The organism is Pseudomonas sp. NBRC 111132 (assembly GCF_001320565.1).
Classification (GTDB): Bacteria; Pseudomonadota; Gammaproteobacteria; order Pseudomonadales; family Pseudomonadaceae; genus Aquipseudomonas; species Aquipseudomonas putida_P.
Genome location: NZ_BCBI01000020.1, coordinates 59,967 through 79,810 on the forward strand (window position 1 = coordinate 59,967; position 19,844 = coordinate 79,810).

Below are 19,844 nucleotides of genomic sequence, written 5' to 3' on the forward strand. Positions count from 1 at the left end.
CCGTGAATGCCCATGTTTTCAAACCCGATATGCCGCCACCGGTGAAAACCGTCGGCGTGCTCGCATGGATGCGTGCCAATCTGTTCTCCAGCTGGCTCAACACGTTGTTGACCCTGTTTGCCCTGTACCTGGTGTGGCTGATCGTGCCGCCGTTGCTGCAGTGGGCGTTGATCGACGCCAACTGGGTCGGCACCACCCGCGCCGACTGCACCAAGGAGGGCGCCTGCTGGGTGTTCGTGCAGCAGCGCTTCGGCCAGTTCATGTACGGCTACTACCCGGCGGAGCTGCGCTGGCGCGTGGACCTGACCGTGTGGCTTGCCGTGCTCGGTGCCGCGCCGCTGTTCATCAAGCGCTTCCCGCGCAAGGCCTTCTATGGCCTGGGCTTCCTGGTGCTGTACCCGGTTTTGGCCTACACCCTGCTGCACGGGGGCTACCTGGGCCTGGATAGCGTGCCGACCAGCCAATGGGGCGGGCTGATGCTGACCCTGGTGATCGCCACCGTGGGTATCGTCGGTGCCTTGCCGCTGGGCATCCTGCTGGCCCTGGGCCGGCGTTCGCGGATGCCAGCCGTGAAGGTGGTGTGCGTGACCTTCATCGAGTTCTGGCGCGGCGTACCGCTGATCACCGTGCTGTTCATGTCCTCGGTGATGCTGCCGTTGTTCCTGCCTGAAGGCATGAGCTTCGACAAGCTGCTGCGGGCGATGATCGGCGTGATCCTGTTCCAGTCGGCGTACATCGCCGAGGTGGTGCGCGGTGGCCTGCAGGCCATCCCCAAGGGCCAGTACGAAGCCGCTGCGGCCATGGGCCTGGGCTACTGGCGCTCGATGGGCCTGGTGATCCTGCCGCAGGCACTCAAGCTGGTGATCCCCGGCATCGTCAACACCTTCATCGCCCTGTTCAAGGACACCAGCCTGGTGATCATCATCGGCCTGTTCGACCTGCTGAACAGCGTCAAGCAAGCCGCCGCCGACCCGGCCTGGCTGGGCATGGCCACCGAGGGCTATGTGTTCGCCGCCCTGGTGTTCTGGGTTTTCTGTTTCGGTATGTCCCGCTACTCCATGCATCTGGAGCGCAAGCTGGACACTGGCCACAAGCGTTAGGAGTTTCGAAATGAGTGAAGCGATCAAGCAGCCTGCTGGCCCCGAAGGCATCATCCAGATGCAGGGTGTGAACAAGTGGTACGGCCAGTTCCATGTGCTCAAGGACATCAACCTGAATGTGCGCCAGGGCGAGCGCATCGTGCTGTGCGGGCCGTCCGGCTCGGGCAAGTCCACCACCATCCGCTGCCTCAACCGCCTGGAAGAGCATCAGCAGGGGCGTATCGTGGTCGACGGGGTGGAGCTGACCAACGACCTCAAGCAGATCGAGGCTATCCGCCGTGAAGTGGGCATGGTGTTCCAGCACTTCAACCTGTTCCCGCACCTGAGCATTCTGGAAAACTGCACCCTGGCGCCGATGTGGGTGCGCAAGATGCCACGGCGCAAGGCCGAGGAAATTGCCATGCATTACCTGGAGCGGGTGCGTATTCCGGAGCAGGCGCACAAGTACCCAGGGCAGTTGTCGGGTGGCCAGCAGCAGCGTGTGGCGATTGCCCGTGCGCTGTGCATGAAACCCAAGATCATGCTGTTCGATGAACCGACCTCGGCGCTGGACCCGGAAATGGTCAAGGAAGTGCTCGATACCATGGTGGGCCTGGCCGAAGATGGCATGACCATGCTTTGCGTAACCCACGAAATGGGCTTTGCCCGGACTGTGGCGAACCGGGTGATCTTCATGGACAAGGGGGAGATTGTGGAGCAAGCCGCGCCGGATGACTTCTTCGACCGGCCGCGCAGTGATCGGACCAAGTTGTTCCTCAGCCAGATCCTGCACTGATGCAGTTGGGGCCGCAAAGCGGCCCCATTTTTATTTCTCTTCCGGGTTGGCAGCCGGCGCCGGCGGCGGCCGCAGCCCCACCTCGGCAACCAGCTTCAATTGCTGCCCATTGCGCATCACCTCGATGGTGATCTTCTCATTGGGCTTGATCCGCGCCACCTGGTTCATCGACTTGCGCCCGTCACCGGCCGGCTCGCCGTTGATGCTCAGGATCACGTCACCCAGCTGCAGCCCGGCCTTGGCCGCCGGCCCTTCGCGGAAGATACCCGCCACCACGATGCCTGGGCGGTCCTTCATGCCGAACGACTCGGCCAGCTCCTGGCTCAGCGGCTGCACTTCGATACCCAGCCAGCCACGAATCACCTGGCCATGCTCGACGATCGACTTCATCACCTCCAGTGCCAGTTTTACCGGGATGGCAAAACCGATGCCTTGCGAGCCGCCGGACTTGGAAAAGATTGCCGTGTTGATGCCGACCAGGTTGCCATTGGCATCCACCAGCGCGCCACCCGAATTGCCGGGGTTGATCGCCGCGTCGGTCTGGATGAAGTCTTCGTAGTTGTTCAGGCCCAGCTGGTTGCGGCCGGTGGCGCTGATGATGCCCATGGTCACGGTCTGGCCGACGCCAAACGGGTTGCCGATGGCCAGCGACACGTCGCCGATATGGATGTTGTCGGAACGGCCGATGGTGATTGCCGGCAGATTCTTCAGGTCGATCTTGAGCACCGCCAGGTCGGTTTCCGGGTCGCTGCCGATCACGCGGGCCAAGGTTTCGCGGCCATCCTTCAGCGCAACGACGATCTGGTCGGCGCCGCTGGTGACGTGGTTGTTGGTCAGCAGGTAGCCCTCGGGGCTCATGATCACCGCCGAGCCCAGGCTTGATTCCCAGCGGCGCTGCTTGGGCAGGTTGTCGCCGAAAAAGCGGCGGAACTGCGGGTCTTCGAAGAGCGGGTGAGCGCTTTTGTTCACCACCTTGGTGGTGTACAGGTTGACCACAGCCGGGGCGGCCAATGTCACGGCGTCGGCGTACGACACCGGGCCTTGCATGATCCGCGTGGTCTGCGGTGCTTGCTGCAGGTTGACGTCCTGGCTGGGCAGGCCGACCCATTCCGGGAAACGCTGGATGATCAGCATGGCGATCAGTACGCCGGTAAGCAGGGGCCAGCCAAAGTAACGCAAAGCCTTGAACATGAACGAATCCTGGAAAGAGCGGGGGCCAGCGGCCGCGCAGTGGGGCATGAGCGCGCGCGATGATACACCGGTTCCCCCAGTGCCGGCGACGGCCCATAATGGCCGGCATTATACGGGCGTTCGCTAGGCGTTGTGCCTGGGAAAAGCGCAGTTTTCGAGGAGATTTTCATGGCCGTCGCTCTAAACACCCTGGTCGAAGAAGCCGAGCGTTACCTGGGTAGCGCGAAGATCCAGGATTATTGCCCCAATGGCCTGCAGGTCGAAGGCCGGCCACAGGTCAGCCGCATCGTCAGTGGCGTTACCGCCAGCCAGGCGTTACTGGACGCAGCGGTCGAGGCCGGGGCCGACCTGGTGCTGGTGCACCATGGTTACTTCTGGAAAGGTGAAAACCCATGCATCACCGGTATTCGCCAGCGTCGCCTGAAAACCTTGCTGAACAACGATATCAGCCTGCTGGCGTTTCACCTGCCGCTGGACGTGCACCCGGAGGTAGGTAACAACGTGCAACTGGCGCGGCAACTGGACATCACCGTCGAAGGGCCGCTGGACCCGGAGAACCCCAAAGTGGTCGGGTTGGTCGGTTCGCTGGCCGAGCCCGTGACCGCGCGTGATTTTGCAAGGCGGGTGCAGGACGTGCTGGGGCGTGAGCCGTTGCTGGTCGAAGGCGACGAGATGATCCGTCGGGTCGGCTGGTGCACCGGTGGCGGGCAGGGTTACATCGACACGGCGATTGCGGCCGGGGTGGACCTGTACCTCACAGGCGAGGCGTCGGAGCAGACTTACCACAGTGCCCGCGAGAATGGGGTCAGCTTCATTGCGGCCGGGCACCATGCCACCGAGCGCTATGGCGTGCAGGCGCTGGGCGATTACCTGGCGCGGCGGTTTGCCGTGGAGCACCTGTTCATCGATTGCCCGAACCCCATCTGAAATCAGTGCTGCCCTCTGCGCGGGCTCGCCTGCTCCCAAAGGGCCGCAACGCGGCCCCAATATCAGCCAAACCCCCAGTCATATCGTTAGACCTTTTCGATCTAGCCCGCCGCCTAAATAGAAGCAGCCGCTGTGATAAAGTGGCTCGCTCGAACACGGCCCGCAGGCCGTCCATAAGATCGTTTTTCGTGAGTAGCCATGGTCGACAAACTGACGCACTTGAAACAGCTGGAGGCGGAAAGCATCCATATCATCCGCGAGGTGGCCGCCGAGTTCGACAACCCGGTGATGCTGTACTCGATCGGCAAGGATTCCGCCGTGATGCTGCACCTGGCGCGCAAGGCCTTCTTCCCGGGCAAGCTGCCGTTCCCGGTGATGCACGTCGACACCCAGTGGAAATTCCAGGAGATGTACAGCTTCCGCGACAAGATGGTCGAGGAAATGGGCCTGGAACTGATCACCCACGTCAACCCCGAGGGTGTGGCGCAGGGCATCAACCCGTTCACCCATGGCAGCTCCAAGCACACCGACATCATGAAGACCCAGGGCCTGAAGCAGGCGTTGGACAAGCATGGTTTCGACGCCGCTTTCGGTGGCGCGCGCCGCGACGAAGAGAAGTCGCGGGCCAAGGAACGCGTGTATTCGTTCCGTGACAGCAAGCACCGTTGGGACCCGAAAAACCAGCGCCCAGAGCTGTGGAACGTGTACAACGGCAAGGTCAACAAGGGTGAGTCGATCCGCGTCTTCCCGCTGTCGAACTGGACCGAGCTGGACATCTGGCAGTACATCTACCTCGAAGGCATCCCGATCGTGCCGCTGTACTTCGCCGCCGAGCGTGAAGTCATCGAGAAGAACGGCACCCTGATCATGATCGACGACGAGCGCATTCTCGAGCACCTCTCCGAGGAAGAGAAAGCCCGCATCGTCAAGAAGAAGGTGCGTTTCCGTACCCTTGGCTGCTACCCGCTGACGGGCGCTGTCGAGTCGGAAGCCGAAACGCTCACCGACATCATTCAGGAAATGCTCCTGACGCGCACTTCCGAGCGCCAGGGCCGAGTCATCGACCACGATGGCGCCGGTTCCATGGAAGACAAAAAACGTCAGGGCTACTTCTAATTTTCAGGGTTACTCCATGTCGCACCAATCCGATTTGATCAGCGAAGACATCCTCGCTTATCTGGCTCAGCACGAGCGCAAAGAACTGCTGCGTTTCCTCACCTGCGGCAACGTGGATGACGGCAAGAGCACCCTGATCGGGCGCCTGCTGCACGATTCGAAGATGATCTACGAGGACCACCTCGAGGCCATCACCCGTGATTCGAAAAAAGTCGGTACCACCGGCGAAGAAGTCGACCTGGCACTTCTGGTAGACGGCCTGCAGGCCGAGCGTGAGCAGGGCATCACCATCGATGTTGCCTACCGCTACTTCTCCACCGCCAAGCGCAAGTTCATCATTGCCGACACCCCGGGCCATGAGCAGTACACCCGCAACATGGCCACCGGTGCATCCACCTGCGACCTGGCGATCATCCTGGTCGATGCCCGCTACGGCGTGCAGACCCAGACCCGCCGCCACAGCTACATCGCCTCGTTGCTGGGCATCAAGCACATCGTGGTCGCGGTCAACAAGATGGACCTCAAGGGCTTCGACCAAGACGTCTTCGAGTCGATCAAGGCCGACTACCTGCAGTTCGCCGAAGCCATCAACCTGACCCCGAGCAGCCTGCACTTCGTGCCGATGTCGGCGCTCAAGGGTGACAACGTGGTCAACCACAGCGAGCGTTCGCCGTGGTATGCCGGCCCGACGCTGATGGAAATCCTCGAAACCGTCGAAGTGTCGGCCGACCGCAACTTCACCGACCTGCGTTTCCCGGTGCAGTACGTGAACCGCCCGAACCTGAACTTCCGTGGCTTCGCCGGCACCATCGCCAGCGGCGTGGTGCACAAGGGCGACGAAATCGTCGTGCTGCCGTCGGGCAAGAGCAGCCGCGTCAAGTCCATTGTCACCTACGAAGGTGAGCTGGAGAACGCAGGTCCAGGCCAGGCCGTGACCCTGACCATGGAAGACGAGATCGACATCTCCCGTGGCGACCTGCTGGTACATGCCGACAACGTTCCGCCGGTAACCGACCAGTTCGACGCGATGCTGGTGTGGATGGCCGAGGAGCCGATGCTCCCTGGCAAGAAGTACGACATCAAGCGCGCCACCAGCTATGTACCGGGCTCGATTGCCAGCATCACCCACAAGGTCGATGTGAACACCCTGGAGCAGGGCGCTGCCAGCGCACTGCAACTGAACGAGATCGGCCGCGTGAAAGTTGCGCTGGACGCCTCGATCGCCCTGGACGGCTACGACAGCAACCGCACCACCGGTGCGTTCATCGTCATTGACCGCCTGACCAACGGCACCGTCGGTGCCGGCATGATCATCGCCCCGCCAGTGTTGCCGCACGGCAGCACCGGCCAGCATGGCAAGCAGGCCCACGTGTCGACTGAAGAGCGTGCACTGCGCTTCGGTCAGCAGCCAGCCACCGTGCTGTTCAGCGGCCTGTCCGGCGCTGGCAAGAGCACCTTGGCCTACGCCGTAGAGCGCAAGCTGTTCGACATGGGCCGTGCGGTGTACGTGCTCGACGGCCAGAACCTGCGCCACGACCTGAACAAGGGCCTGCCACAGGATCGCGCCGGCCGCACCGAAAACTGGCGCCGCGCCGCCCATGTGGCGCGCCAGTTCAACGAAGCCGGCCTGCTGACCCTGGCTGCGTTCGTGGCCCCGGATGCCGAAGGCCGCGAACAGGCCAAGGCGCTGATCGGCAAAGAGCGCCTGGTGACCGTTTACGTCCAGGCCTCGCCGCTGGCGTGCCGCGAGCGTGATCCACAAGGCCTGTACGCGGCCGGTGGCGAAAACATCCCGGGCGAAAGCTTCCCGTTCGATGTGCCGCTGGACGCCGACCTGGTGATCGACACCCAGGCCACTAGCGTGGACGAAGGTGTGAAACTGGTGCTGGACGTACTGCGCCAGCGCGGCGCGATCTAAGCGCTAGCGTGCAAGGAAAACCCCGCTTCGGCGGGGTTTTTTGTTTCCGTCCCAACCGGCTTGCGCGGTCGCGATGGGCTGCGCGGCAGTGTCAGTCTTTATTTACATATTGACTGGTTGACAAGTTGACAGGCTGAAAGTGGAAGCCTACCTTGATAGGCAAGGAGCCTGTTCAGGCTGGAGGAGAACTGATGGCAACCGCTACCCACGAAGCGATTCGGCCTGCACTCGCGCACCTTGAAGCTGCCAAAGCTGCGCTGCGGCAGCGCTTTGAAGAGCATCTTGCGCGCGCTTCGGAAGCAGTGGTGCTCAAAGCACTTGGCCTTGCGGACGAGAAGGCTTTTGCTGCGCTTGCCAAAGTAGATATCGAAGCGAAGCGCAGTATTGCAACACGTAACCAAGAGGCTATGGCCAGAATGAAAACACGTGCATTCGAGCGTGTGGCCAGCCGTTGTGAACTGCTGGACGCCAAGGCCGCTTGTGAAATTCTGGGGATTACCAAACAGGCCCTGAGTCAGAAGACAAAGGCGGGGAAGCTGCTCGCCTATACCAATACTGGCAATCGCAGGAAATTCTATCCGTCGTTTCAATTCGCCGACAACAAGCCCAGGCCGGTTGTAGAGACACTGTTTTGGTCGCTCGCGGTGGACCCGGCAGATACCGAAGCGATGAATTTTCTGGTTCAGCACCTCGTCGGCAACATGGATTATTCCGAGCCTGGAGAACCACGTAATGTGGTGCCACGCTTTGAGTTGCTGAATGACGATGCGGCCATGGACATCATCAAGCGCGATTTTGTGAACGCGTTTGAAGCAGGACAGTGAAGATCTTCCAGGGAGAGTTGGGTTCTGCGGCTATTCCAGCGCTACGCCCAGACTGCACAGAAACTCTACTACCGTTTCACCGTTCGGCAGCACTGCAATGCTCACAGGCTGATGGCTTATTGCTTGGATCTGGGGTGAGCGACCTTCGAATAATACAATGTTGCAACCTTCCATGGCGCCGGTGACGGTATAGACCGCAGACAGATAGAGCAGGCCATCAACATGGTCTTGGCTCATGCACACCTGGCTGATTTTACGCGTGAGGGCGTAACCTTCTTTGCCTTGACCCTTGGCCTGAACGATGTCCCGGATTTTGTGATGAGTAGCCCGATTCGCCAGGGCAGCTACGTCCACCAGGCACAATTTGCGCGCCGCTTTTAGCAGGTGTAGCGAGGCCTGTTGCAGTTGCGAGAAACGCACCGGTTGATCATCGACACCTTGGCCTGGCTGGAACGACTCGGCCACGGCAACCTCTGCGGAACAACCCAGGTAGTAAACGCCAACACGTTTGGACGGGTCGGCGTAGCGGGTATCGGAATCGGCGCGGTAGTTCACGGGGTTGGCGTCGTAGCGACAAGGTTGAACCCTGTGTAAAAACGTGTTTGCCGGGAGCTGTTTCAGCAGCTCCGGATACTTGTTCAGTGCGTCGAGAACTTGATCGGTTATTTCATTCACGGATGGATGTGCTCATGGCAAATCCCTGAGCCCGGAAAGGCCCTTCGATTGCCTCCATGCCACGATGCGGGTCATGATCTGCTCGGCGCAGTCTCCCGGCTTACCCCCGGTGCAATAGATCAGGTCAGAACCATCCGGGTGCTCAACCAGCTCGATAAAATGCTCCAGCAGTCTGTCCTGCCAGTCCTGGGAGCCTGTCGCCTGAATCAACGCGTCAACAATCGACCGGAACTCACTGTATGAATAGTCTGCCAGGCTGTGCTTCAAGCTGATCACCATGGCATCTCCGATGAAAGCGTGTATTGCATGGCGCTCATGATCCTTAGATTTTTAGCGTCGTACAGCAGCCCACCCCACTCGGGTGGGTTCAGGTGGCATATCTGATAGGAGCGCAGACCCTTTGCCGTTTCATGGAATGGCGCGCGAGGGGGCCAGCCTTTCTTGAGGCGGTTGAGTTGGGCGGGGATGAATTGTTGGCTGTAGATTGGGTCTTCTGCAATGGCTAGCCAGAAGGACCGGGAAAAGTGGTCGAAGTTCTTGAATGCTTGTCCTGACAGTTTTTTTGCTATGTATTCTGGAAGAATGGTGGCCATTTCAGCAATTTTCTCAGTTGATAGTGGGATGAAATCTATCGTCCGAACGCAGCTCAGTATGCATGGTGGAGTTGAGTATCTTGTGCGTGTTCTTTGACTGGGGTGTAGGAATTTTCTCTTTGCGCTTTTTTATTTAGAGAATTGACACCCCGCGTGAGCGGGGTGTTGGGCTTACTCCGCTTTGAAGCCTGGTTTGTTGTTGGCTGCGCGCCATTTTTTTATGATGCGTACAATTTCTTCCGGTGTGTCCAGTCCGTCTGCTTCAGGCCAATATATGAGGTCTGAACCATTTGGGTGTTCGGTTAATAACTTGAATTTCATGATCCTTGCGTCGAGCTCATGCTCGCTCAAGTCATCAGGAGGGTTCATAATGGAGTTTATAAACTCCAGGAATTCGAGCTCGGTGTATTCGGAAATGCTATTTTTTTGATTCATTCGGATGTCCCGTAGTGGATGCTATTATGCGCTGCCGGTGTTACCACTCTCAGGTTATCAGTATCGTAGACAGCTCCGTTTTCGGAGATTGGTATGACGTGATGGAGTATGAAAGTTGCGTGTCCTTTGTAATGGTCTTGGTCACGTGCTTTGGGGGCATGTCCTTTGGACATAAGATTTCTATTCACAATGTTAAATTGGCTAGACAGCTCAGAGGTTTCGGCTACAGCCTTCCAGAATGTAGATCTGAAAGCATCGAAATCTCGAAACTCTCTACCTCTAAGCGCATCTGCAATCTGTGTCGGAATTGCAGCCCCGGTCAGCCTTGCTGCCTCACCGAGCCAGACACCATTGGTGTGCGAGCCCTGCCCTGTAGCAATACCAGGCTCATATCGCGGGCTTTTGAACACCACCAGAATAGGCGGTAAACCCGAGTCCATGGGGAAGGTGATGATCAGCCGTTCCTGGTCCAGCAAATCCAGCGCCGGGTAACCCTCTGTTTCGGTACTGACGGGGTTCAGGGTACTGCCGGTGTAAACGACGGTACCGGGCGGCGCTGGCGGCAAGCTGGTAGAACTTCCATCTTCACCGCCCGGCGCGCTGGCGGGTGTCCAGGTGAGAATCCGCTGCGGATTATCCAGTGCCAGGCTGTAGACCTGACGTTCAGTGTCGAATGTCACTGCGCGTACTGGTACCGGCTTGCCCCCAGCCACTACATATAGGTCCATGCCTTTTTCGTGCTCGGATCCAGCCAGCAGATACGGCAGGTCGATGCTGGTTGATGACGCTGCCAAGGTTGCAAGGTCAGGCCCACCGGGTGGCGTAAGGCTGGCTAGCGGGGTGCTGATAAGATAACGGCGCTCACTGTTACCCAGCGTTGACGGCCAGGCCATCGCAAGGGTGCCTACTGCAAGCGAAGGGATAGTCGTAGCAACAAGGCGGGCAATCGCGGCCGTGACTGCTTCACCCAAAGCCGAGTAAGCCGCTTCGGCTACTGCAAAAGAGGTAGCACCAATGGGGATTACGGCAGGCGTCAGTCCCGCCGGACGCGCTTCATTGATATAGGAAATGCTCCGCCGCAGAGCCTCTTGCCTTTGCCTCTCGGCTTCTGCAGCCAAGCGCTCAGCTTCGGCCTGCTGGCGTGCAGCTTCTTCCTGTGCGGCGAGTTGACCTTGGAGGTTCTCCACTTCAGCGGCGCGCTGCATCAGGTTTTGCGTGGCACCTGCATATACGCCCAGGAATCTGATCGATTCGTTTAGCGCCAGTGCGAGGTGGTATTCCTGCCAGCGTGGGCCGGCCCGGCGTAATCGTTGTTCATCTACAAGATGCAAAAGCCCTTCAAGTTGAGGCTTCGACAGGGGGGCGTTGATGCGGGGGTTTTGATCATGGTACGCCGGAATTTGCGATTGCTTGGCCTGCACCAAGGCAGCAGCGGTTGCAAGGTAGGCGCCGAAGGTTTGAACAAGCGTGAGCGCGTCGTCAATGACGGTTTGCCCCAACTCATGCTGAAGAACGTTGGGTAAACAATCGAAATGTATTTGCCGCTCTGCGTGAATCTGAGTTGTTCGACGCGCGATCATTTCCAGCAGATTTAGAGGCTGGTGGTTGAGCTCCTCCTGATCCACTTGCCTGGCGAGGCCCTCAAGTTCGTCTGCCAGCGCTTGGTGCTTTTGAGCTTCGATGTGTAAACGGTAGGTGCCTTCCCAAGCCCTCTGCAGCCTTGTGGCCCATTCCACACCGAGCTCCTGGCCTGTTGTTGCTGCGAAGAAGCCCGGGTCCAGAAACCGGCTCATCATTGAATCGCCGCGCTTGTAGAATGCGGGTACGCCAAAGTAGTTATTGGCGTCGGGTAAAATCTGCAAATAACCGTCACGAATCTGACTGATGCGTGACGACAGGATTTGTTGTTCTGTTGAAAGTGTGGAGGCCGCGCCGTTTGCACTGTTCGCCTCGGCTCTGATCTGGGCTTTCAGTGCAGCAATGGTTTCAGGGATCTGATTTACTTCGTGAGCATATTTGTCTGAATAGTCCTTCTCTATAATCTGAAACTCTTCTGTCAGCACCCTGCGAGTGGAAATGACCCGTGCGATGTCATTTTTGGTTGGGCTGGTCCCGCGTGGATAACCATCGCTTAGCCCCCAGCCACCTGCGCCCGGTCCACCACCACCGCCACCAATCAAACTTAGTTCGGCACCTGTTGGTGCTTGCGCACTGATGTACAGCGCTTCATCGAGATAATACGTGTTGTCCCGTGCCATGTAGGTTCTCCTGGTCACTACACGGGCTAGCTTTACGTATATGGAATTGGCGGTATGTCAGCTGCGGCCTGTCAATCGGTAGGAAGCTTCCTGGCACTCGGAAAGATCTCTCTTAGATGTGTTTTTCCGACACAGGTATTACCCTTTTCTCCTTCACCGCCTTGTAGGAAAAACTCGAATAGATCTCCTTCACCCCCGGCAGCCGTTGCAGCACTTCCCGGGTGAATTCGCCAAACGACTCCAGGTCCCGCGCCAGAATTTCCAGCAAAAAGTCATAGCGCCCTGAGATGTTGTGGCAGGCGACGATCTCGGGAATTTCCATCAGTCGCTGCTCGAACGCCAGCGCCATGTCCTTGGTGTGCGAGTCCATCATGATGGTGACGAACGCAGTCACGCCAAACCCCAGCGACTTGGGCGAGAGGATGGCCTGGTAGCCGGTGATGTAGCCGTTGTCTTCCAGCAGCTTGACCCGTCGCCAGCAGGGCGAGGTGGTCAGCGCCACCTGGTCGGCGAGCTCGGCGATGGTGAGGCGGGCGTTGTCCTGCAAGGCAGCCAGCAGGGCGCGGTCGGTGCGATCGAGGCTTGAAGGCATGTTTTGCCCTCCTGGTCCGTTGATTATTGTTTTCGTTCCAACAAGCACGCGTATGCGTGGGCCAATTTGGAAAAAATCGGGCAGCCCGGTGGCATAAGCTTATAACAAACCACAAGAGGCTGTTGCCATGCGCGACTCCCATAACAACACCGGTTTTTCCACGCGGGCCATTCACCATGGCTACGACCCGCTTTCCCACGGTGGTGCCCTGGTGCCACCGGTGTACCAGACCGCTACTTATGCCTTCCCCACTGTCGAATACGGCGCTGCGTGCTTCGCCGGGGAGGAAACGGGGCATTTCTACAGCCGCATCTCCAACCCGACCCTGGCCTTGCTCGAGCAACGCATGGCTTCGTTGGAGGGCGGTGAGGCGGGGCTGGCGCTGGCGTCGGGGATGGGCGCGATCACTTCGACCATCTGGACCTTGCTGCGGCCTGGCGATGAACTGATTGTCGGGCGTACTTTGTATGGCTGCACGTTCGCTTTCCTGCATCACGGCATTGGCGAGTTCGGGGTAAAGATCCACCATGTCGACCTCAATGATGCCAAGGCCCTGAAAGCGGCGATCAACAGCAAAACACGGATGATCTACTTCGAAACGCCGGCCAACCCCAACATGCAACTGGTGGATATAGCGGCGGTCGTCGAGGCAGTACGAGGGCGTGATGTACTTGTGGTGGTCGACAACACCTATTGCACGCCGTACCTGCAGCGGCCGCTGGAGCTTGGGGCGGACCTGGTGGTGCATTCGGCGACCAAGTACCTCAGTGGCCATGGTGATATCACGGCGGGCCTGGTGGTGGGGCGTAAGGCGCTGGTCGACCGCATTCGCCTGGAGGGGCTGAAGGACATGACCGGGGCGGTGCTGTCGCCGCATGACGCGTCGCTGCTGATGCGCGGTATCAAGACCTTGGCCCTGCGCATGGACCGCCATTGCGCCAACGCCTTGCAGGTGGCGCAGTTCCTCGCGCGGCAGCCGCAGGTGGAACTTATTCACTACCCAGGTTTGCCGTCGTTCGCCCAATACGAACTGGCGCAGCGGCAGATGCGCTTGCCGGGTGGGATGATTGCCTTCGAGCTCAAGGGGGGGATCGACGCCGGGCGGCGCTTCATGAATGCGCTGCAGCTGTTTGCACGGGCGGTGAGCTTGGGTGATGCCGAATCGCTGGCGCAGCATCCGGCGAGCATGACGCATTCCAGTTACACGCCGCAGGAGCGGGCGCATCACGGCATATCGGAAGGATTGGTGCGGTTGTCGGTGGGGCTGGAGGATGTGGAAGACCTGCTGGCGGATGTCGAGCAGGCATTGCAGGCTTGCAAATAGGCAGCCTGTACCAGCCCACAAAAAAGGCCTCTTGCGAGGCCTTTTTCATGTTCAGCCGATCAACGCTTGAGCCCGTAGCTCTCGTCGAGCATGCCCGGCGAGTTCGGCGCTTTTGGCGCATAGTCGCGTGGCACTTCGGCGGTGTCTTTCGGCGGTGTCAGGCGGTCACGCGGGCCTTGCGGCGCTTCGGAATGCAGCGCAGCCAGCAGGCGCTGGCGGGTGACGTCGTCGAGGGCCAGGCTGTTGGCGCCTTCGGCCAGGTGATCCTGTACGTCCTGGTAGCTCTGGGTCAGTTTCTTGACCAGCATGGCGGTGCTGTTGAAGTGGGTGACCACTTCGTTCTGGTAGCTGTCGAAACGCTTCTGGATATCATCCAGTTGGCGCTGGGTGTTGCTCGGCGCCGCATTGGGCAGCAGGCGGGCAACGATGAAACCGACCGCCACACCGATGACCAGGGCCAGGGTTGGCAACAACCAAACAAGGAGCGAGAGTTCCACGAGTCCTTCCTCTATAAACGGCTTTGCTTTACGTTAACGGCTCAGACCTGCGCTGTATACCGCGAGCGATCGCAAATCAGAACAGAATTCCTCACCTAGACGAATCGACCCTTCCCGAGGTCACGGAGTAGTGCCTTGCTTGTCCGCGAAACCCCCTTGTTCATCGATGGCCCCAGCGGCCAGCTGGAAGCCTTGTACCTGGACGTGGCCGACGCCCGTGGCGCGGTGCTGATCTGCCACCCCAACCCGGTCCAGGGCGGCACCATGCTCAACAAGGTGGTCTCGACCCTGCAGCGCACCGCACGTGATGCCGGCTATGTGACCCTGCGTTTCAACTACCGTGGTGTTGGCCAGAGCGCCGGTAGCCATGACATGGGCGCTGGCGAAGTAGCCGATGCCGAGGCCGCTGCCGCCTGGCTGCGTGCCAAACACCCCGAGCTGCCACTTGTGCTGATGGGCTTCTCGTTCGGTGGTTTCGTGGCCACCAGCCTGGCTGGGCGCCTGGAAGCTGCAGGCACGCAGTTGCAGCATCTGTTCATGATCGCCCCCGCCGTCATGCGCCTGACCACCGAGTTCCCGGTGCCGCAGCGTTGCCCGTTCACCGTGGTGCAACCGGACGCCGACGAAGTCGTCGCGCCGCAGCTGGTTTACGAGTGGTCCGACAGCTTGTCGCGCCCCCATGAGCTGCTGAAAGTGGCAGAATGCGGACACTTCTTCCATGGCAAGCTGACCGATCTGAAGGATCTGCTGCTGCCGCGCCTTTCGAACTGAGCCAAGCCTGAATAAGCGAACACCCATGACCACGCGCATTCTTACCGGTATCACCACCACCGGCACACCGCACCTGGGCAACTACGCCGGCGCCATCCGCCCGGCGATCCGTGCCAGCCAGCAGCCCGGTGTCGACTCGTTCTACTTCCTGGCCGACTACCACGCCCTGATCAAGTGCGACGACCCGCAGCGCATTCAACGTTCGCGTCTGGAAATCGCCGCCACTTGGTTGGCCGGTGGCCTGGACCCGGACAAGGTGACCTTCTACCGCCAGTCCGATATCCCGGAAATCCCCGAGCTGACCTGGCTGCTGACCTGCGTTGCCGCCAAGGGCTTGCTGAACCGTGCCCATGCCTACAAGGCCTCGGTGGACAAGAACGTCGAGAGCGGCGAAGACCCGGACGCCGGCGTGAGCATGGGCCTGTTCAGCTACCCGGTGCTGATGGCTGCCGACATCCTGATGTTCAACGCCAACAAGGTGCCGGTTGGCCGTGACCAGATCCAGCACGTGGAAATGGCCCGCGACATCGGCCAACGCTTCAACCACCTGTTCGGTCAGGGCCAGGACTTCTTCGCCCTGCCAGAAGCGGTGATCGAAGAAAGCGTGGCCACGCTGCCCGGCCTGGATGGGCGCAAGATGTCCAAGAGCTATGACAACACCATCCCGTTGTTCACCAGCGCCAAGGACATGAAGGACGCCATTTCGCGCATCGTCACCGACTCGCGCGCGCCAGGCGAAGCGAAAGACCCGGACAACTCGCACCTGTTCACCCTGTACCAGGCTTTCTCGACGCCGGAGCAATGCGCCGGCTTCCGTGAAGAGCTGCTGCAGGGTCTGGGCTGGGGCGATGCCAAGCAGCGCCTGTTCCAGTTGCTGGATGGCCAACTGGCCGAAAAACGCGAGTACTACCACCAGTTGATCGCCCGCCCGGCGGACCTGGAAGACATCCTGCTGGCCGGCGCCGCCAAGGCCCGCAAGATTGCCACGCCGTTCCTCGAGCAACTGCGCGAAGCCGTTGGCCTGCGTTCGTTCCGTACTGGCGTGCAGGCCACTGCCGAAGTGAAGAAAAAAGCCGCCAAGAGTGCGCGCTTTGTCAGCTTCCGTGACGAAGATGGCAGCTTCCGCTTCCGCCTGCTGGCCGCTGACGGCGAGCAACTGCTGCTGTCGCGCAGCTTTGCCGACGGCAAGAGCGCCGGCGCCGTGAGCAAGCAGCTGCAACAGGGTGGCGAGGCCGATGTACGGGTTGAAGGCCTGAGCTTCGGCCTGTGGCTGAATGGCGAGCAGGTTGCCGACGGGCCGCAGTTTGACAGCACCGAAGCCCGTGATGTGGCCATTCAAAGCCTGCGTGATGCCCTGGCACCACAGCACGACTGAGGCATATTGACGCAAGTCTGATTGCCATTAAGCGGGCCTGTCGCTACAGTGACGGCCCGTTTTTTGTTGCCTCGCTAACGAATCATGACTCCCTTAGAACGCTATCAAGCAGATCTGAAACGTCCCGACTTCTTCCATGACGCGGCGCAGGAAACTGCGGTGCGTCACCTGCAGCGCCTGTACGACGACCTGGTGCAGGCGCAGAACAATAAGCCAGGCATGTTCGGCAAGTTGTTCGGCAAGAAGGAGCAGACCCCGGTCAAGGGCCTGTACTTCTGGGGTGGGGTAGGGCGAGGCAAGACCTACCTGGTCGATACATTCTATGAAGCGCTGCCGTTCAAGCAGAAGATGCGCACGCACTTCCACCGCTTCATGAAGCGCGTGCACGAGGAAATGAAAACCCTCAAGGGCGAGAAGAACCCGCTGACCATCATCGCCAAGCGCTTCAGCGAAGAAGCCAAGGTCATCTGCTTCGACGAATTCTTCGTGTCGGACATTACCGATGCCATGATCCTCGGCACTCTGATGGAAGAACTGTTCAAGAACGGCGTATCGCTGGTGGCCACCTCCAACATCGTGCCGGACGGCTTGTACAAAGACGGCCTGCAACGTGCGCGCTTCCTGCCGGCCATCGCCATGATCAAGCAGTACACCGACGTGGTGAACGTGGATAGCGGCGTCGACTACCGCCTGCGTCATCTGGAACAGGCCGAACTGTTCCACTTCCCGCTCAATGATGCGGCGCATCAGAGCATGCGTGCCAGCTTCAAGGCGCTGACCCCTGAGTGCACCCAGGCGGTCGAGAACGACGTGCTGATGATCGAGAACCGCCCGATCAATGCCCTGCGTACGTGCGACGACGTCGCCTGGTTCGACTTCCGCGCCCTGTGCGACGGGCCGCGCAGCCAGAACGACTACATCGAACTGGGCAAGATCTTCCACGCCGTGTTGCTCAGCAACGTGGAGCAGATGGGCGTTACCACCGACGACATCGCCCGTCGCTTCATCAATATGGTGGACGAGTTCTACGACCGCAACGTCAAGTTGATCATCTCGGCCGAGGTGGAACTAAAGGACCTGTATACCGGTGGGCGCCTGAGCTTCGAGTTCCAGCGTACCCTGAGCCGGTTGCTGGAGATGCAGTCGCACGAATTCCTGTCGCGCGCGCACAAGCCATAAATTTGGGGGCCGCAAAGCGGCCCCATTGGCCTCAAGCCTCTTGCATGAACTGCTGCCGATACTGGTTTGGTGACAGCTCGGTGTGCTGGCGAAACAGCCGCGCGAAGAAACTGGCATCGTCATAACCGACCTCGTAGCTGATGGTCTTGATGCTCTTGCGCGTGCTCGACAACAACCCCTTGGCTGTCTCGATGCGTAGCCGTTGCAGGTAGTGCAGCGGCTTGTCACCCGTTGCGCCCTGGAACCGGCGCATGAAGTTGCGGATGCTCATGCCGTGGTTGCGGGCCACATCTTCGAAGCGGAACTTGTCGGCGAAGTGCTCTTCCAGCCAGTGCTGAATCTGCAGGATGATCAGGTCCTGGTGCAGTTTTTGCCCGCCAAAGCCCATGCGCCCCGGGGTGTAGTTGCGTTGCACTTCGTAAAGAATGTCGCGTGACACCGCACGGGCCACGTTGGCACCGCAGAAGCGCTCGATCAGGTAGATGTACAGGTCGCAGGCTGAAGTTGCACCGCCGGCGCAATAGATATTGTCGGCATCGGTCAGGTGCTTGTCCTGGTTCAGGCGGATCTTCGGGAAGCGTTCGGCAAAGCTGCTGAAGAAGCGCCAGTAGGTGGTGGCCTCCTTGCCGTCGAGCAGGCCCGACTCGGCCAGCCAGAACACGCCACTGGCCTCGGCGCAAAGCACCGCGCCACGCGCGTGCTGCTCACGCAGCCACGGCAGCACCTGTGGGTAACGTTGCAGGAGGTTGTCGAAGTCATCCCAGTAGGCCGGGAGAATGATCACATCGGCGTCGTCCAGGCCGCCATCGACCGGTAGCTGCACATTGCTGAAGCTGTCCACAGGTTGGCCGTCGGGGCTCACCAGGCGGATTTCGAACATGGGCTGCAAACCCAGGCCCAGCTGCTTGCTGTAGCGCAGGCTGGCGAGGTGGAAGAAGTCCTTGGCCTGCATCAAGGTCGAAGCAAACACCTTGTCAATGGCCAGGATGCTGACGCGCCGCAGCGACGCGGAGGGTTGGGTAAACATCATTGTCATTGTTCTTATAGGGTAGAGTGGTCAATCACCGGCTGGATCGTCTTATTTTTTGGCGATTGTGTCTACCCCATGTAACAGCGGGGCTGCTTTGCAGCTCAAGGTGCCGGGTTAGGCTGCTCCTGGTGGATGGCTTCAATCGCCGCCAGCAACTCATCGCTCAGGTTCAGCTCAAGGCTCGCCAGGTTGCTGTCCAGCTGTTGCAGGCTGGTGGCACCGATGATGTTGCTGGTCACGAACGGCTGTCGGGTGACGAACGCCAGGGCCATCTGCGCCGGGTTCAGGCCGTGCTCGCGGGCCAGTTGCACATAGCGGCTGCAGGCTGCCACGGTCTGCGGGTTGGAATAACGGGCAAAGCGGCTGAACAGGGTCAGGCGTGCGTTGCCCGGCCGTGCGCCGTTCTCGTACTTGCCCGAGAGCATGCCGAAGGCCAGCGGCGAATAGGCCAGCAGGCCGCACTGCTCGCGGATGGCCACTTCCGCCAGGCCTACCTCGAAGCTGCGGTTGAGCAGGTTATACGGGTTCTGGATCGACACCGCCCGCGGCCAGCCACGGCTTTCGGCCAACTGCAGGAACTTCATGGTGCCCCACGGCGTTTCGTTGGACAGGCCAATGTGGCGGATCTTGCCCGCGTGCACCTGCTCGTCGAGTACTTCGAGGGTTTCTTCCAGCGGGGTGAAATGGTCCTGTGGCAGGTGCTGGTAGCCCAGCTTGCCGAAGAAGTTGGTGCTGCGCTCCGGCCAGTGCAACTGATACAGGTCGATACGGTCGGTTTGCAGGCGCTTGAGGCTTTCGTCCAGCGCCGCGACGATGTGCTGGCGGTTGTGCTTGAGCTGGCCGTCGCGGATGTGGCTGATCCCGTTGCCGGGGCCTGCGACCTTGCTGGCCAGGACCCAGTCATCGCGATCGCCGTTGGCCCGGAACCAGTTGCCGATGATGCGTTCGGTGGCAGCGTAGGTTTCCGGGCGGGGTGGCACCGGGTACATTTCGGCGGTGTCGATGAAGTTGACCCCGGCTTTCTTGGCCCGGGCAATCTGTTCGAAGGCCTCGGCTTCAACGTTCTGCTCGCCCCAGGTCATGGTGCCCAGGCACAGGGCGCTGACGTTGAGGTCGGTACGGCCGAGCTGACGGTATTCCATCGGTTAGACACTCCTTGGCAATAGAAGCCTATCAAAGCAGGTTGAAATTTTTCTCGCAATCTGGATAATTCAGCCCCTCTCCGCGTGGCGGAAGTGATGCACCATCACGCAGGAAGAACCCC

At 60.0% G+C, this 19,844-nt stretch carries 20 protein-coding genes; 10 read left to right on the top strand and 10 right to left on the bottom strand.

Going from position 1 to position 19,844, the window contains the following annotated elements; genetic code table 11:
• Nucleotides 1-2: 2 nt before the first annotated feature.
• Nucleotides 3-1,100 (top strand): amino acid ABC transporter permease, encoded by a 1,098-nt coding sequence (locus APH35_RS11975; RefSeq protein WP_012274089.1) that lies wholly within the window; start codon nt 3-5, stop codon nt 1,098-1,100.
• 10 nt (nt 1,101-1,110) lie between these two features.
• Nucleotides 1,111-1,875: an amino acid ABC transporter ATP-binding protein gene (locus APH35_RS11980; RefSeq protein WP_003251792.1), complete on the top strand. Its 765-nt coding sequence runs from the start codon at nt 1,111-1,113 to the stop codon at nt 1,873-1,875.
• Nucleotides 1,876-1,905: 30 nt separating this feature from the next.
• On the opposite strand, the gene algW is transcribed toward APH35_RS11980, so the two are convergent.
• Nucleotides 1,906-3,066: a Do family serine endopeptidase AlgW gene (gene algW, locus APH35_RS11985; RefSeq protein WP_012274088.1), complete on the bottom strand. Its 1,161-nt coding sequence runs from the start codon at nt 3,064-3,066 to the stop codon at nt 1,906-1,908.
• 168 nt (nt 3,067-3,234) lie between these two features.
• Here algW and APH35_RS11990 point away from each other — a divergent pair, with 168 nt between their 5' ends.
• From APH35_RS11990 to APH35_RS12005, 4 genes are all read left to right on the top strand, one after another.
• Nucleotides 3,235-3,993: a Nif3-like dinuclear metal center hexameric protein gene (locus APH35_RS11990; RefSeq protein WP_012274087.1), complete on the top strand. Its 759-nt coding sequence runs from the start codon at nt 3,235-3,237 to the stop codon at nt 3,991-3,993.
• A 198-nt stretch (nt 3,994-4,191) separates the two neighbouring features.
• Complete coding sequence (gene cysD, locus APH35_RS11995) at nt 4,192-5,109, top strand: sulfate adenylyltransferase subunit CysD (RefSeq protein WP_003251799.1); 918 nt, start codon at nt 4,192-4,194, stop codon at nt 5,107-5,109.
• Nucleotides 5,110-5,125: 16 nt separating this feature from the next.
• Nucleotides 5,126-7,027: a sulfate adenylyltransferase subunit CysN gene (cysN, locus tag APH35_RS12000; protein WP_060493257.1), complete on the top strand. Its 1,902-nt coding sequence runs from the start codon at nt 5,126-5,128 to the stop codon at nt 7,025-7,027.
• 191 nt (nt 7,028-7,218) lie between these two features.
• Nucleotides 7,219-7,851 carry a hypothetical protein gene (locus APH35_RS12005; RefSeq protein ID WP_176729451.1) on the top strand — a complete coding sequence of 211 codons (633 nt, stop codon included), beginning with the start codon at nt 7,219-7,221 and terminating at the stop codon, nt 7,849-7,851.
• 30 nt (nt 7,852-7,881) lie between these two features.
• Here APH35_RS12005 and APH35_RS12010 read toward each other — a convergent pair whose 3' ends face one another.
• The 6 genes from APH35_RS12010 to APH35_RS12035 all read right to left on the bottom strand — a co-directional run bounded on the left by APH35_RS12010 (nt 7,882) and on the right by APH35_RS12035 (nt 12,404).
• Nucleotides 7,882-8,526 (bottom strand): RES family NAD+ phosphorylase, encoded by a 645-nt coding sequence (locus tag APH35_RS12010; RefSeq protein ID WP_060514851.1) that lies wholly within the window; start codon nt 8,524-8,526, stop codon nt 7,882-7,884.
• 12 nt (nt 8,527-8,538) lie between these two features.
• Nucleotides 8,539-8,805 carry a bacteriocin immunity protein gene (locus APH35_RS12015; protein WP_060514852.1) on the bottom strand — a complete coding sequence of 89 codons (267 nt, stop codon included), beginning with the start codon at nt 8,803-8,805 and terminating at the stop codon, nt 8,539-8,541.
• Nucleotides 8,799-9,119, bottom strand: a complete 321-nt coding sequence (locus tag APH35_RS12020) for an S-type pyocin (protein ID WP_060493255.1) — start codon at nt 9,117-9,119, stop codon at nt 8,799-8,801. Before APH35_RS12020 ends, APH35_RS12015 begins: the two co-directional genes overlap by 7 nt.
• A 171-nt stretch (nt 9,120-9,290) precedes the next feature.
• Nucleotides 9,291-9,554: a bacteriocin immunity protein gene (locus APH35_RS12025; protein ID WP_060493254.1), complete on the bottom strand. Its 264-nt coding sequence runs from the start codon at nt 9,552-9,554 to the stop codon at nt 9,291-9,293.
• Nucleotides 9,551-11,812, bottom strand: coding sequence for an S-type pyocin domain-containing protein (locus APH35_RS12030; protein WP_060514853.1), 2,262 nt, complete (start codon nt 11,810-11,812; stop codon nt 9,551-9,553). The genes APH35_RS12025 and APH35_RS12030 overlap by 4 nt, the downstream gene beginning before the upstream one ends.
• Nucleotides 11,813-11,924: 112 nt before the next feature.
• Complete coding sequence (locus tag APH35_RS12035; RefSeq protein ID WP_060514854.1) at nt 11,925-12,404, bottom strand: Lrp/AsnC family transcriptional regulator; 480 nt, start codon at nt 12,402-12,404, stop codon at nt 11,925-11,927.
• A 127-nt stretch (nt 12,405-12,531) separates the two neighbouring features.
• Between APH35_RS12035 and APH35_RS12040 the strand changes: the two genes are divergently transcribed.
• Entirely contained in the window at nt 12,532-13,728 is a 1,197-nt protein-coding gene (locus tag APH35_RS12040; protein ID WP_060493237.1) for a methionine gamma-lyase, read from the top strand.
• A gap of 59 nt (nt 13,729-13,787) precedes the next feature.
• Here the strand turns inward: APH35_RS12040 and APH35_RS12045 are convergent, their stop codons facing one another.
• A complete protein-coding gene (locus APH35_RS12045; protein ID WP_012274081.1) occupies nt 13,788-14,225 on the bottom strand; it encodes a YhcB family protein in 438 nt (145 codons plus the stop codon).
• Nucleotides 14,226-14,360: 135 nt separating this feature from the next.
• Between APH35_RS12045 and APH35_RS12050 the strand changes: the two genes are divergently transcribed.
• The 3 genes from APH35_RS12050 (at nt 14,361) to zapE (ending at nt 17,550) form a co-directional block, all read left to right on the top strand.
• Entirely contained in the window at nt 14,361-14,996 is a 636-nt protein-coding gene (locus tag APH35_RS12050) for an alpha/beta hydrolase (protein WP_060514855.1), read from the top strand.
• Between the two features lie 25 nt (nt 14,997-15,021).
• Entirely contained in the window at nt 15,022-16,371 is a 1,350-nt protein-coding gene (locus APH35_RS12055) for a tryptophan--tRNA ligase (RefSeq protein ID WP_012274079.1), read from the top strand.
• A gap of 84 nt (nt 16,372-16,455) precedes the next feature.
• Complete coding sequence (zapE, locus tag APH35_RS12060; RefSeq protein WP_012274078.1) at nt 16,456-17,550, top strand: cell division protein ZapE; 1,095 nt, start codon at nt 16,456-16,458, stop codon at nt 17,548-17,550.
• Between the two features lie 31 nt (nt 17,551-17,581).
• Here zapE and APH35_RS12065 read toward each other — a convergent pair whose 3' ends face one another.
• Both APH35_RS12065 and APH35_RS12070 read right to left on the bottom strand, forming a co-directional pair.
• Nucleotides 17,582-18,502 (bottom strand): GlxA family transcriptional regulator, encoded by a 921-nt coding sequence (locus APH35_RS12065; RefSeq protein WP_171577226.1) that lies wholly within the window; start codon nt 18,500-18,502, stop codon nt 17,582-17,584.
• Between the two features lie 179 nt (nt 18,503-18,681).
• Nucleotides 18,682-19,722, bottom strand: coding sequence for an NADP(H)-dependent aldo-keto reductase (locus tag APH35_RS12070; protein WP_060514856.1), 1,041 nt, complete (start codon nt 19,720-19,722; stop codon nt 18,682-18,684).
• Nucleotides 19,723-19,844 lie beyond the last annotated feature (122 nt).